At 46.3% G+C, this 14,893-nt stretch carries 11 protein-coding genes; 3 read left to right on the top strand and 8 right to left on the bottom strand.

The annotated features are described in order from the left end of the window. Window positions 1-12 precede the first annotated feature (12 nt). The 5 genes from FTU45_RS05070 to FTU45_RS05050 form a co-directional block, all read right to left on the bottom strand. Window positions 13-1,257, bottom strand: a complete 1,245-nt coding sequence (locus tag FTU45_RS05070) for an NADH:flavin oxidoreductase/NADH oxidase family protein (protein ID WP_180076048.1) — start codon at window positions 1,255-1,257, stop codon at window positions 13-15. Window positions 1,258-1,386: 129 nt separating this feature from the next. Continuing rightward, window positions 1,387-2,397, bottom strand: a complete 1,011-nt coding sequence (locus tag FTU45_RS05065; RefSeq protein ID WP_180076047.1) for an ABC transporter permease — start codon at window positions 2,395-2,397, stop codon at window positions 1,387-1,389. Next, on the bottom strand, window positions 2,397-3,443 hold the full coding sequence (locus FTU45_RS05060) for an ABC transporter permease subunit (protein WP_005171846.1): 1,047 nt from the start codon (window positions 3,441-3,443) through the stop codon (window positions 2,397-2,399). The genes FTU45_RS05065 and FTU45_RS05060 overlap by 1 nt, the downstream gene beginning before the upstream one ends. A gap of 24 nt (window positions 3,444-3,467) precedes the next feature. After that, a complete protein-coding gene (locus FTU45_RS05055) occupies window positions 3,468-5,270 on the bottom strand; it encodes an extracellular solute-binding protein (protein WP_180076046.1) in 1,803 nt (600 codons plus the stop codon). A gap of 40 nt (window positions 5,271-5,310) precedes the next feature. Further along, a complete protein-coding gene (locus FTU45_RS05050; RefSeq protein ID WP_180076045.1) occupies window positions 5,311-8,544 on the bottom strand; it encodes a LysM peptidoglycan-binding domain-containing protein in 3,234 nt (1,077 codons plus the stop codon). A 208-nt stretch (window positions 8,545-8,752) separates the two neighbouring features. On the opposite strand from FTU45_RS05050, the gene dnaQ reads away from it, so the two are divergent. The 3 genes from dnaQ to nudC all read left to right on the top strand — a co-directional run bounded on the left by dnaQ (window position 8,753) and on the right by nudC (window position 12,675). Next, complete coding sequence (dnaQ, locus tag FTU45_RS05045; protein WP_100328781.1) at window positions 8,753-10,129, top strand: DNA polymerase III subunit epsilon; 1,377 nt, start codon at window positions 8,753-8,755, stop codon at window positions 10,127-10,129. 126 nt (window positions 10,130-10,255) lie between these two features. Beyond that, the gene (locus FTU45_RS05040; RefSeq protein WP_180076044.1) at window positions 10,256-11,899 is read left to right on the top strand and encodes a chemotaxis protein; all 1,644 of its coding nucleotides are present in this window, start codon (window positions 10,256-10,258) and stop codon (window positions 11,897-11,899) included. After that, window positions 11,899-12,675 carry an NAD(+) diphosphatase gene (gene nudC / locus FTU45_RS05035; protein WP_005096369.1) on the top strand — a complete coding sequence of 259 codons (777 nt, stop codon included), beginning with the start codon at window positions 11,899-11,901 and terminating at the stop codon, window positions 12,673-12,675. Before FTU45_RS05040 ends, nudC begins: the two co-directional genes overlap by 1 nt. Window positions 12,676-12,778: 103 nt before the next feature. On the opposite strand, the gene FTU45_RS05030 is transcribed toward nudC, so the two are convergent. The 3 genes from FTU45_RS05030 to FTU45_RS05020 form a co-directional block, all read right to left on the bottom strand. Beyond that, on the bottom strand, window positions 12,779-13,666 hold the full coding sequence (locus tag FTU45_RS05030) for an alpha/beta hydrolase (RefSeq protein ID WP_100328783.1): 888 nt from the start codon (window positions 13,664-13,666) through the stop codon (window positions 12,779-12,781). Then, window positions 13,656-14,342, bottom strand: coding sequence for a BON domain-containing protein (locus tag FTU45_RS05025; RefSeq protein WP_005096366.1), 687 nt, complete (start codon window positions 14,340-14,342; stop codon window positions 13,656-13,658). Before FTU45_RS05025 ends, FTU45_RS05030 begins: the two co-directional genes overlap by 11 nt. A gap of 133 nt (window positions 14,343-14,475) precedes the next feature. Further along, entirely contained in the window at window positions 14,476-14,889 is a 414-nt protein-coding gene (locus tag FTU45_RS05020; protein ID WP_005096365.1) for a YraN family protein, read from the bottom strand. Between the last annotated feature and the right edge of the window lie 4 nt (window positions 14,890-14,893).

The raw sequence follows: 14,893 nt of genomic DNA, 5'->3' as shown, positions 1-14,893 counted from the left end.
TAGATGATAAATTTAAGCCGATTTACGCGAGTTTAATTGTCCCTTGATCACCGCTTTGACATTGCCTTTCAGATACTGCAAAAAGACTTTTAATGGCGAGAGTTTCGGATTAGGCTGCTTGCCTTTGGCAATTTCCTTAAACTGCGCGGCATACCAGATAATTTCCATAATCGCCATTTTGTCAACCAGCGGAATACCGGTTTTAATTTTCTCAACCGCATAACGTACATCTTGCCCTGCAATCAAACGATCACCCAGATCCGGCTCTACCGCAAAAGGTCGGGCGATGCCAACAAAATCACACGCACCACTGTCGAGTGCAGCATTCATGCCGTCGACGGTTCTAAAGCCACCGGTCACCATGATATGGCAATTGACTTCCTGACGGATCTTTTCAGCAAAGTCGAGGAAATAGGCTTCACGGGCAATGGTTGAAGCTTTGCGTTTGTCTTCTTTTACACCAGCCATGGCAGGCGCTTCATAACTACCGCCGGATACTTCAATGATATCAATCCCGGCTGCATCCATCGCCTTAAAGACATAGATCACATCTTCTTCACTTATACCACCGCGCTGAAAGTCAGCAGAATTCAATTTGACTGAAATAATGAAATTTTCTGAGCTTGCAGCACGGACAGCCTGATAGGTTTCCAGCAGAAAACGGGTACGGTTTTCAATACTGCCACCCCATTGATCCTGACGCTTATTGGTCAGCGGTGACAGAAACTGGCTAATCAGATAACCATGCGCACCATGCAACTGGACGCCTTCAAAACCGGCCTTTTCACAAATTTGCGCTGAAGTGGCAAAACGCTGGATAATCTCCAGAATTTCAGTTTCAGTCAGCGCACGTGGTGTGCCGAAGCTGACGGCCAATGCCGGACTAAAAGGTACGGCCGACGGCGCAACTGTTTCTTTATTTAAGCCTTTGGGACACTGACGACCCGGATGTGATAACTGCACCAGTTGTACCATACCCTGCTGCTTGCCCACTTCCGCCCAGACTTTAAGCTGCTCCAGATCACGCTCGGTTTCTACCACCACCACGCCCGGCTCATTTTTGGCACGAAAGTCCACCATGACATTGCCAGTAATGGCACAGCCCAGTCCACCTTTGGCCCAGGCTTCATACAACTTGAAATGTGCCTGATTGGGCTGGCCGGCATCATTGGCCAGCGCCTCACTCATAGCGCCTTTAATAATACGGTTTTTGAAATTGGTATGACGAATTTGAATGGAATCGGCCAATTGGGTCATGATCTGTCCTGATATTACTTTTATTTTGTATTCGTTTATAACGCAAGTCAGGATAATTGACAATTCAACTTGTCAAATTTACACAATTTTCATCTGCTTATTTTTACGATGATTAAAAAGTTTCGTGATTTATTGTCTTGGATCAAAAGCATCACGCACTGCTTCGCCAATATACATCAGCAAACTCAGCACAATGGCCAGACTAAAGAAAGCTGATAAAGCCAGCCACGGCGCATTTAAATTATTTTTGGCTTGCAGCAACAGCTCTCCTAAAGAGGCTGTTTCCGGTGGTAGCCCATAGCCTAAAAAATCCAGAGCCGTCAGTGCGGTAATATTGGCAGTCAGCATAAAGGGAAGTTGTGACAGACTTGAACCGATGACATTCGGCAATATATGCCTGAACATGATTCGCCCATCTCCTGCACCCATACTTCGTGCCGCCCAGACGTATTCCAGATTGCGTGCACGCAGAAATTCAGCCCGTACCATGCCCACCAGAGTGGTCCAGCCAAACAACAGCATGATCAGAAATAGCCAGTAAATATTGGGACTAAACAGACTGACCAGCACCATGACCATAAATAGCATCGGCAAACTGCTCCAGACTTCAAGCAGGCGTTGCCCGATCAGGTCGATCCAGCCGCCATAATAGCCCTGCACAGCCCCCAGCAAAACTCCAATCGCCGCCGACAATAAAGTCAGTGCAAAACCAAATAAGAGTGAAACCCTCAAGCCATACAGAATCCGCGCCAGCACATCACGACCCTGATCATCTGTTCCGAGCCAGTTTTGTGTACTTGGTGGCGAAGGCACCGGAACAACCAGTTCCAGATTCGGGCTTTGATATGAAAATGGAATGATTGGCCAGATCGCCCAGCCTTTTTCTGCAATTAACTGTTGAACGGCAGGATCTTTATACTCGGCTTCGGTTTCAAATACACCGCCAAACGCCGTTTCCGGATAAGATTTTAAGATAGGCAAATACACTGCATGATCATATTTCACCAGCAAGGGCTTATCATTGGCAATCAGTTCTGCGCCCAAGGACATGATAAAAATAAGGCCAAACATAATAAAACAGCCAAATCCCAGCTTGTGCTGCTTAAAGCGTTGCCAGCCTAATTGCATCAAGGACGACATTAGGAGGATCCCCGACGTGAACTGAAATGAATCCGTGGGTCGATCAGTTGATACAGCAAATCGCTTAATAATCGCAATATCAGACCAAGCAAAGTAAAGATAAACAGAGTACCGAAAATCACCGGATAGTCGCGCTGGATGATCGCCTCAAAACCCAAAACACCTAAACCATCGAGATTAAATATAATCTCAATAAACAGGTTGCCGACGAAAAACACCCCAATTAATACTTCTGGCAAACCTGCGATCAACACTAACATCCCATTTCGAAACACATGCCGATATAGCACTGCATTTTCATTTAAACCTTTGGCCCGCGCAGCCAGAACATATTGCTTACTCAGCTCTTCCACAAAAGAAAATTTCACCAGATAAGTCAAACTGGCAAATCCACCCAGCACCATGGCCAACAATGGCAATGCCATATGCCAGAAATAATCCTGAATTTTCCCGAAAAATGAGAGTTCGGCAAAATTTTCAGAGCTGAGTCCCTGTAAGGGAAACCATTGCAGAAAAGATCCACCGGCAAAAAATACAATCAGTAAAATCGCAAAAATAAAGGCTGGAATGGCATAGCCCACAGCCAGCATTAAAGAGGTGATCTGATCAAAAACACTGCCATGTTTTCTGGCTTTGCCGATGCCTAAAGGGATAGACACCAGATAGATGATTAAGGTACTCCACAGACCTAAAGACAGCGATACCGGTAGTTTTTCCCAGATCAGATCAGTCACAGCCTTGTCTTTAAAAAAACTAGTGCCCAGATCAAACTGGGCATAGCGCCTTAACATGTCCCAAAAGCGGATATGGGCAGGCTGATCAAAACCATATTGAATATTGATCTGCTCGATCATCTCAGGGGTGAGGCCTTGCTGCCCCTGATACTGTAATCCGGTATGTGTCAAGCCATTGACCTGTTGTGCCTGATAAATCGCTTGTTCCACCGGCCCACCCGGTGCCAGCTGGATCACCATAAAGTTAATCAGCAAAATGATCAGCAAGGTTGGAATCATTAGCAACAGACGCTTGAGTATATAAGTGCTCATGGCACTCCCTGATAGGCTTGGAGCTTAATGCTGTTTGAAATAATTGGCCACACGTTGAGCCTTTGCCGCATCGACCCACCAGTAGTCAATGCCCGCGGAGAGCTTAGGTTTAAGCTTGGGCTGCTGATACATGTTCCAGTAAGCATACCAGTATTCACCCGTACCATAAGTCGGAATATGATAATAACCTGCCCGCAGCAAACGGTCTAAAGCTCGGGTACTGTCAATCACCTGCTCCCGGTTCTGCGCCTGAATTACTTGCTTAATCACCGCATCAATAGCAGGATTCTGAATACCGGCATAATTATAGTTACCGACCTGCTTGGCAGCCTGACTGCTCCAGAACTGTTTTTGTTCCTGCCCCGGTGTCAGGGACTGTGGCATGCTGTCGACAATCATATCAAACTGGTAATTTCGTAGCCGTTCATAATACTGCGCGGTTTCGACCATACGAATATTCGCCTGAATCCCCAAACGTTTTAAATGACGTAAATAAGGCATCAGATGACGCTGCTGTTCCACCTGATGCAGCAAAAATTCAATCTTGACCGCTTGACCGGAAGCATTGACCAACTGCCCCTGTTGATAACGATAACCGGCTTTTAACAGCAATTGACGGGCTTTTAATAAATTCTGCCGGTTAAACCCTAAGGCATCGGATTGAGGATATTGCCAGTCCTGAAGTACAGCCTGACGCTGAACCGGATGAAGCTTCTGCAAATGAGGCTTTAAAATTTGCAGCTCTTGGGCACTCGGCCGTCCACGAGAAGCCAGCTCGCTATTGGAAAAAAAGCTGTTCAGACGTTGATATTCACCATAGAACATGGCTTTATTCAGCCATTCAAAATCGTAAGCGAAACTTAAGGCCTGACGGAAGCGAATATCGGCAAAGGGCTGACGCCGGGTATTAAAGACCAGACTCTGGGTCGGGACCGGATTTTGATGCCGAAAACGATAACGTTTGACTTGTCCTTGCCGAACCGCAGGAAATTGATAATCCCTGATCCAGCGATTGACCTGTTTTTCCTCATGCAAAGTAAATTGGCCCGATTTAAAGGCTTCGAACTTGATTTCCGGACTACGATAATAACGATACTGGATCCGGTCAAAATTATAACGACCGCGATTCACCAATAGATCTTTGCCCCAATATTGAGGATTGCGCTGATACGAAATACTGCGGCCGGGATCTATGCGTTCAATCACATAGGGCCCTGAACCCAGAATCGGTTTCAGCGTCAGGTCTTTAAAATCACGCCCTTGCCATTGCCGTTTAGAATAAATGGGCATCTGCGCGACAATCATGGCCATTTCCGGATTATGCCCGGATTTAAAATGCATTTTGATTTTTAAAGCTGACAGCACTTCCAGCTGATGTATATCTGCCAGATACATTTGCAAGCCAAAATTGGACTGGGTCTGATAAAGCTCAAAGCTATATTTGACATCTTCCGCAGTTAAGGGCTGACCATTGCTAAAGCGCGCTTTCGGATTTAAATGGAAAATGATAAAGGCGGTTTTCTTGGGGTCAAAACTGACTTTTTCCGCCAGCAAGGGATAATACACCCCGGGCTCATCCAGTGATTTCGACAGCAAACTGTCAAAAATATAGTTGATCCCTTCAGTGACATTGCCTTTGCCATTCATGCTATTTAAATTATCAAAGCTGCCATCGGCCGCCAGAATCAGTGCACCACCTTTGGGGGCTTGCGGATTGGCATAAGGTAAGGATTGCAGATGGCTATATTTCGGTGGGCTATGTAGCGCAATATAAGGCGTGGTGATCAGGGCTGCCCAACTGGTATTCATTACCAGCGGGACAACCATGCTTAAAACAAATAAACTAAAAAATCTCACGATGAATGAATTAGTTTGGCACTTTAATCACATCCCCAATACGTAGTTGTGTATTCGGTTTGAGATCATTCATTTCCGCCAGTTGATTGCTATTCATGCCGTAACGTGAGGCCAGACCGATCAAGGTATCGCCGCGTTTGACTTTATAATCAGTCACCAGTTTTGGAATCTGGATGGTTTGACTGACACGCAATCCGGCACGTGGACTGAGATTATTTAACTCGGCCAGTTCAGTGACCGTAATTCCTAAACGGCTGGCAATCGCATTCAGGGATTCGCCTGACTTGACGCTATAAAATTCAGTTGCTCTAGAAGACACAGGCTTAGCTGCCACTTTCACGTCTTCTACTTTTTTATCCGTCGGAACATCACCCACAATTTTTAAACGCTGACCAATACGGACGTTGCCATTGGCATTCAGGCCATTTAAATCGGCCAGATACTTGACCTGAAGATGATACTGACGCGCAATAGAACTTAAGGTTTCACCCGATTTCACCACATGCGAATCGGATTTCATATGTTTCGACACCGTTTCCGCCACAGACTCACGCACGGGTTCAGCTGCCTCACCCGTCAGCTTTAAACGCTGACCGACGCGCAGGCCGGCATTACGAGAAATACCATTCAGACTCGCCACCTGATCCATCGACAGATTGTATTTTGCGGCAATGCCGGTCAAGGTATCGCCCGATTGAACTGTATAAGTTTCAGGCACCTGACTGCCGGCCGGAATCTTGATGGTCTGGCCTATACGTAAACCACTATTGGCCGCAAAACCATTTAAAGCTGCCAGCTCAGACACACTGAGCTTGCTTTGACTGGCAATGCTATACAGGGTTTCACCGCGTTTGACCTGATAATTTTCAGTTGCTGTCTGATCAACTTTAACATTTTCAAATGTCTGTTCAGTCTTTTGGGTCGATGCGGTCAGTGCTTCAACTTCCTGAAGTGGCACATTGATTTTCTGTCCCACCATCAAACTGCTACCCGCAGTTAAACCTGAGGTGAATGACGCCAGTTCAGCATTTGACAGTCCATAACGATCGGCAATCAGTTTCAGATATTCACCGCGCTTGACTGTATAGGATTTGGTTTGAACTTTGGCAGCTTCAGCTTTTTTAGCATCTTCTACTTTGGCTTTAGATGCAGCCGTTTCTTTCAGCGACAGCTTCTGACCGACAAATAAACCACTGTTGGTACTTAAACCATTAAAATCAGCCAGCTGTTTGAGACTTAAACCAAACTGGCTTGCCACACTGGTTAGAGAATCATTGGCCTGAACCACATAAGATTCCGGCTTTTCTTTGGCTTTGGTTTGTTCCTGCACCGGCTTGGCATCATACAAATAAATCGTGGTGCCTACATATAGCGTAGAGTTTGGATCGATCTGGTTCCATTTCGCTACATCACGCCAGTTCACCCCATTTTTTGCTGCAATCAGTGCCAGATTATCCCCCGGTAAAACCTTATAGGTACTACGCTTGCCCTTAGGCGCGACCACCACCACTTCAGAATCAGTCTTGACGTAATTTTTACCCTGGTTCAACTGGGCTTCGACCGAAGTCGCTGTGGTATTGTCAGCAACTTCTTTCGGATAAGAGAAGCCTTTGGTAAGTTCCTTGCCTTGCTGCTCAGCCACAGACAGGCTGGTTTGAATAGCCGTCAGCTTGATTTTACCATCATAAGGATCGACAATTTCTGTGCCTGCCGGCGCCAATGCTTTCAGCTCTTCAACTACCTGAGCCTGCTCTGCCGGTGTTGCAACAGGCTGCAGAACGTCATCCACAGTTTTGTCAGTTTCCTGCGTGGTGACGACCTGCTGAACTTGCTGACGCTCGGCTGCAGAAATCGGTGGTTCGACCTGAATCTGTTTCGCTGGCGCTGCCGGTGTCACTGCGACCGGAATACGTGGCGCACTTGGAATCGGCAAATCACTTTGGGCAGCAAAACTGGCCAAGGCAGATGAGCCTCTAGGCGTTGAAATCTTTTTCGTGGTCTGTGCCACTGTATTTGCCGTTGTCACCACAGGTGCAGTCGTTGCAGGCCGAGTACTGGCAAGAACGGGTGGAGTCTGTTTTGCCGGTGTAATCGTTTTCGCATTTAATACGGGAGGCGCAGCTTTGGTCGGCACCACTGGGGTGGTGTTTTTCGGCAGATTGCTGGCACTACTCGCAGATAATCCGCCGGAACCAGATAGTTTTTTCAGCTTTTCATCAACTGAAGGACTGAGGTCAGCAGGAATCAAAATACGACGCGGACTGGTAGGGTCAATATGATCACCACGATGCCCCGGGTTCAATTGATACAGCTCCGCACGGCTCAAACCGGTGATGGCTGCAATTTCATTTAAATTGGCCACGCCTACAGGCACTTCACGGAAATGCGGACGGTTGGCAATTGGTGGCAGGCTCACCCCATACTGACCTGGAGTTTTAATAATTTGTGCAACTGCCAGGAAACGTGGCACATAGCTCATGGTTTCTTGTGGCAATTTGAGTGACCAATAGTCGGTCGGCAGACCTGCTGCCTTATTGCGGTTAATCGCCTGCTGAATACGTCCCGGGCCAGCATTATAAGACGCCAGCGCCAGCTCCCAAGAACCAAACTGGTTATATAAACTGCCTAAAAACTCATAGGCTGCACGAGTCGATTCCACCACATCACGACGACCGTCGTATAAAGGGGTCTGCTTTAAACCATAAATACGGCCTGTGCTTGGAATAAACTGCCATAAACCTGCCGCTGCCGCACTACTGGTCGCTGCCGGGTCATAGGAACTTTCAATAATCGGTAATAGCGCCAGCTCGGTCGGCATACCACGGCGTTCTGCTTCTTTTACCGTGTAATATAAATAACGTGAGGCACGCGCACTTAAACGATCCAGATAAGGCTGACGTGAAATAAACCAGCCGCGCTGCGCATCAATCCGCGGATTCCAGACACTTAAATCCATCTTGAAACCCACAGTCATGCGTTTCCAGACATCACCATGTTTCAGAACCAGTAAACGGTCGCCTTCAACTGCACGCATATCGGTTGCAGAAAGCAGATCTTCCAGTCCATCCAGACCGCTTGCATCCAGATATTGTGATCCAACTTGCTTGCTTGCTGCTGTTTGGGATGTACTTTGCGTAGATGAACAGCCCGTCAATCCCAGAGAAGCAAGTGCAGTTCCCAGTACAGAAGATTTTAAAAATGTTGGTAATGTCGGCTGCCACAAGATTGCGGTTGGTTTATACATAAAGAAATCCAAACAACTCGTATATAAATTTATTTTTTAGATATGCCATTGTAGTGAAGCATGTTGCAGACACAAGGCAATAATTTACCGTGATTTCACGTTAAATGTTACAAGAAATTAAAAAATCCGGGACATAGAGATTGATCGACTGCATTTGCGCTATACAATAAGCCTTCCAGCGTGTTCTCTTTTGATCGGATTTTAATTTATGTCACACACTATCACACTTTATGTTGATGGCGCTTGTCGCGGCAACCCGGGTTTAGGCGGTTGGGGTGCGTACATTATTAACGGCCAGCAAGAACACAAAATCTGTGGCGGTGAAGACCATACCACCAATAACCGCATGGAACTGACGGCTGCCATCGAAGGCATTCTGTTCTGTGACAAACAGGATAAGCTGGTGATCTATACCGATTCCAATTATGTCAAACAAGGCATTACCGAATGGATTCACGGCTGGAAAAAGAAAAACTGGAAAGACGTCAAAAACCCTGACCTGTGGCAAAAACTGGATGCAGTCTGTCAGGGACGAGAGATTGAGTGGCACTGGATCAAGGGTCACGCCGGGCATGCCGGCAATGAAATGGCCGATCAGCTGGCCAATCAGGGCGCCGATGAAACCCTGAAAAAATCCAAGCAAAGCCCTTCAATATCTGAAGATAAAAAAAAATCTGAACCCGACTGGCTGCTAGATGATCCTTTTGGTCTGGATCTGGCCGAGAGCGAAGAAGAGCTGGACGATATGCAGGAAGAAGAAATCATTGAATTGAATGAAGTTGCCGACACCGAGCAAAGTGATCCAGCGCTTCAAGAGGTGGATGCAACCGTTGCCAATAGTTCGCAACTACATCCCCAGATTGTGATTACCCCCGCAACCTTACAATTGCATGGCCCGAGACAATTGATTCTGGATACCGAAACCACCGGTTTTTATTATCAGGATGGTGACCGGATTATTGAAGTTGGCGCGCTGGAAATGATCAACCGCAAACTGACCGGCAGCTCGATTCATATCTATATCAATCCGAAAACACCGGTCGGCGACTCGGTCAATGTCCACGGCATTACCGATGAGTTCCTGCAAGACAAACCGTTATTTGAGGAAATCTCTCAAGTATTGTTTGACTATTTGCACGGTGCCGAAATTATCGCGCATAACGCCAGCTTCGATATGAACTTCCTGGATATGGAATTCAAACGGGCAGGTTTTAAAGCCCTGTCCGAAGTTTGTGAAGTAACCGATACCCTGGCAATGGCCAAGTCCAAGCATCCGGGGCAGAAAAACTCGCTGGATGCCTTAGTGCGCCGCTACGAGATTCCAAAGCGTGACCGTACGTTCCACGGTGCCTTGCTCGATGCGGAAATCCTGTCTGATGTTTATCTGGCGATGACCGGTGGACAGGTATCTTTTGATATCGATGCTTTGTCTCATTCTGACGATCAGAACAACCGTTCAGGCATGGCCAGAGTTGAAATTGAACTGCCGGTGATTCTCCCCTCAGAACAAGAATTGCAGGAACATGAGAAATGGATCAAACAATTCGAAGAAAAACATGGAACTGCTTGCCTTTTCTCGAAATAAAATCTACATTTCCGAGCATGCTTTAGGTTAAAAACTACAGTTCTTCAGTTATAGTAAATACAAAGAGGTTCCGCAGCTTTAAGCGGAGCTCATATATAGATAATACTTCAGGAAAGGTGCAGATCCATGTCTTACCAAACCTCTATACATTTTGATCCAACAGCCTTACTGATAATAAAAAATGAGGTTGATAACTCGATCAAGTTAGTCGAATCAGCAGTAAGCACCTTGGTAGAAGATCAGACTTTACCTTTTGGCATTGATGATGCATTAAATCAGTTCGAACAATGTGCCCAAGTTCTGGCACTCATCGACATGTCCAGCCTGGCAAAAGTCGCTCATTATTCAGCAGAACTGATGCGCAAGATTATGGGGAACCCGGCACAGGTCAATACGCAGGACGTCATTGCCTTGAGTGAAGGGACCACCATGCTGAAACGCTATATCGAATTTATCTGCCTGCGTGAAGTAAAAATTCCACAGTTCCTGCTCGACACCCTGAACCGTCTGGAAATTGCGCTGGGTAAACCGCTCACCAGTGAAGGTCAGCATATTGAATCCCTGCTCGATCTGATCACGCCTGACTTTCAGTTACCACAAGCACCCGGTCTGGAAAAATCCAAATATGTTCAGCGCCTGTACAAGCTGTCCCTGAACAAGCTGCTCAAGCAGGAAGAAAGTGAACTGGATCTGCAGGCGATTAAACTGGTGGGGGCTTATCTGGCTGGGCTCGCTCAATCGCACACCAGCAAACAGTACTGGAATCTGGTTTTCGTTGCATTCAGCAATATTGATCACTTGCTGATTAATGAGCCACGTCTGCGCACTCTGGTGAGTATCGAGCGCAACATGGCACAATATTTTGGCGCGCCGGACAGCTTCAAGGCTTCACTTGCAGACCTGGCCAATGTCCTGAGTCTGTGTATCAGCCAGGAAGATGATACTGCACAACATATCCGCAGTCAGCTCAATATTGGTGAAGACCTGCTGACCGATATGCAGTTACAGGTCTTTAGTCGCCACCTGTATGGTCCAGACTTTGAAACCATGCATACCATTAGCGAACTGGTGACCACAGAAATGGCGCAGATTCGTAATGACATCGAGTTTAACTATCAGAACATGAGTCCTGAAAAAACTCAGGAATTGCAGACACAGCTCAATAATCTGGCCAACATCTTCAAGGTATTGAACCTGAATGAAGCCTATCATGACCTGAACCGTCAAGCTACTTCACTGAGCCAGACTGAAATCCTGAAAGATCCGGGTTTTGCCCAGCAGTTGATGAATGTGATTCTGTCTGCCATGAACTCGATTGGGGTACTAGAACGTCATCACACCTCGAGCCGTTTGCAGCTGCGCGTCAACAACATGAATATTTCTCTGGACCGCCTGGATGAAGCACATGCTGCTTTACTCACTGAAACCAAGGCCCTGATCGAGCTTTCCAGCCAGATTCTGAGCAACTATCTGCAAGATCAGGACTTGGCTGCACTCGAACCTGTGCCAGTACAATTCTGTGAAATTGGCGGGGCGATGCTGTTCCTGAATGCAGAACATGTTCGTACTGCATTCACCACCACTGCAGCATTCATCAAGAACCGTATTGATCTATCAATGGCATTAACGCCGGAAGAGATTCATCGTGCTCTGGATACTCTGGCGAGTGCCGACATGATGATTGATAACTTAAAGAACAAACAGCCTGTTTTACAGGCTATGTTTAAGGTAGCATTGGACAGTAGTGAAAAACTCAAAATAGTTGCCTAATGTCCAAATTATCACTTGCTTATATTTTTCAGCAGCAGCAACTGCTGGTCGATCAACATTTTCAGCTTCCACAGGTTGAAGCCCTCGCAAGTGATTTGTTACTCCACACGGGTGATCAAGTGATTGCCCGTGACCTGCTTCCCGATGAGCCGATTCCTGCAGGCTTGCAACTGGTACCCATCCGCCAGTTATTACAGTTCTGGAATACCCAGCAATTCGAACAGGCCAGCCGTGCGGTACAACTTTTAGAATGGCGCCGGAATCACAAATTTTGTAGTCATTGCGGTACGGCCACCGAAGCACATCCGCTTGAACATGCGATGCTCTGTCCATCCTGCAATTATCGTCAGTATCCACGGGTTCAGCCTTGTGTCATTACTGTCATTACCCGGGGTGAAGACGAAATTTTGCTGGCCAAAAACGCGCGTAATACCAAAAGCCAGATGTATGGCCTGATTGCCGGTTTTGTTGAAGTTGGCGAAACGCTGGAAGAGGCAGTACGTCGTGAAACGCTGGAAGAAGTCGGTTTAGAGCTCAAGAATATTCAGTATCTGGCTAGCCAGCCCTGGCCGTTTCCAAGCAATCTGATGATTGCCTTCAAGGCTGAATATGCCGCGGGTGAAATCGAATTACAGCAAGAAGAAATTAGCGATGCGCGATTCTTTAAATTCGATCAGCTGCCTGAAATTCCGTTCAAGGGCAGTATTGCCCATGCCATGATTATGCATGTGACTCAAGGTACGGCTGTCGCAGACGATACCAAGACCTGGCTCTAGCTCTTATTGAGCTCAAGTTTGGCTGAACCAATAAAAAAAGAATCCAAGGGAGATAATCTCCTGGATTCTTTTTTATGCCTTACTACTGGGTTAAATCCCGCTATCAGTCTCGAGATCTAAATGCATCCTCGAGTGCCCAAAGCACCTGCGCTTTGGTCTGGAAATAGCGACTGAACAAACTAGATAATGAACCTACGATTGTAATATGGCCAAGTTTCGGAATATGAATCAAATGGCTATGATTGCCCTTTTCTCGCAATACCCGATCTAGATCCTGACTATTAAAATGGCCAACGATGTTGTCCTTTTCGGCAATAAACAGATAATGTCGGGTTGGGCTATTTTTAACAAAATAATAAGGCATGACCTGCTGATATGGCACCGTCTGATCAAAAGCATCAGCACAAATCGGATCATTTTTATAATCAAAATGATAAGGCCCCGCCAGACCAATAATCGCACGGATTAGACTGTGGTCAATGCTGGCAGATTGCGGATGATACAGTGCAGACATGACATTGAATGCCCCAGCCGAATGTCCCATCAAAACCAGGTTTTCAGCACAGATATCTAACCGGCCGGCAGACTGCTGCAAGTGGTTCAATAATAAATGCAGATCATGAATATAGGCTGGGAAAATATGTTGTGGTGCCAGATGATAATTCATCACCACCACATCATAGCCTTCTTTGGCAAAGGCCTCACCAATGAACTGATAATCCTTTTTATCCCCATGCAACCACGCGCCGCCATGTACAAAAACAATCAGGGGGCGATGGGGCAAAGGCTGCTGGCTACGGAACAGATCAAAGCGTTGCCGTGATTTTAGACCATAAGCCAGCTGAGTTTCGATCGTGTAACCCTGTTTAGGCGTTAAACGATTCAACGCATAACTGCCAAAATCATAGAGTCTAAATGCTTTATAGCGTTGCTGGACTTCCAGAATCTGATTCGACAATTGGTTTTTAAAATGACCGACCTTATGGAGCATCGGTTGGTTCAACCGTATCAGGATCTATCGCAACCGGCGTCTGTTCGATACCGGGCTGTGCATAAGCAGGTGCTGCAAAGTTCTGACTGCTCAGATTTGAAGACTGTTCAACATTATCAATCAGGGTCACAATTTTGGTGACATTGCCCACTTGCTGCAATACCTGATTCAGGTCAGCAATTTCTGCGCTGTTCAAACGTCCCATCACATACAGGACGCCATCTTCAGTATGTACATGTACTTTACTGTCCGCAACCACAGTGGCTTTCATGATCAGGCCGCGAGTATTCGCTGTGACCGCAGTATCCTGCATGATGGTGCTATAGCTGATCTGGTTGCCTACAGTAATAAAATTATGTACCGCTTTGACATCGCTCATAGATTTGACATTGTCTTCTGCCAGCTGCTTGAGATGTGCATCGGGCACCTGACCGGTCAGCAAGACATTGCCATGAAAACTTTCAATATTGACCCGAGCCTGTTTGAAGCGCGAATCTAGTTTATAAAGATTAATTTTTGCAGTACGGACAATCGAGGAATCAATAAACACCTGCCCCAAGGTACGCGCCCCACTCTCAGTTCCTACAGGAGCCGTACCTGTGCCGCTAGAAATAAAACTGGCACAACCTGATAAACTTGCGACACACAGCATTGTTATTGCAATACGCTTAACCACTCAGCAAGACTCCTTCATTTTATTACGTCTTTTTCAATCTAATAATCTGTCTTTAAGCTCAGATCATGGCAACTCTGCTTGAACTTTACAATGATCTTGAGGCAAATATAAGCATCTTTAGACCTTATTTTATTCACAGATTAATAAACTCTTGATCAAAAGTAAAAGCATTTTCAATCCATTCCAGATCATAAGGGTATTGCGAAAAGTCATGCTGTAGGGTTTTTGCAAATTGCTGTTTAAAATCAAAACAAATCACGTCAAAACGATAGTAATAGTGTGCAAATTGTGGATTTTTCTGAATAAAGCACATTGCCGTCTTGAGCATCTTGCCCTGTTTTGCTTTCGACACCGACTCGATCGCTTGCGCATATCCGGTGTGTGCACGAGCTTTGACTTCAACAAAGATCAGCTCCTGTTCACGTACCAGAATCAGATCCAGTTCACCATAACGGCTGTGATAATTGGCTGTAAGCAATTGAAATCCCTGCTGCTGCATCAGTTGGGCGGCTTGCTGTTCTGCCCATGTACCTAATTGCTGTCGCATTATT

Origin of the sequence: Acinetobacter sp. YH12106 (assembly GCF_013418995.1) — a bacterium.
Lineage (GTDB): Bacteria > Pseudomonadota > Gammaproteobacteria > Pseudomonadales > Moraxellaceae > Acinetobacter > Acinetobacter pseudolwoffii.
This window is presented reverse-complemented; position numbering and strand designations above follow the sequence as displayed.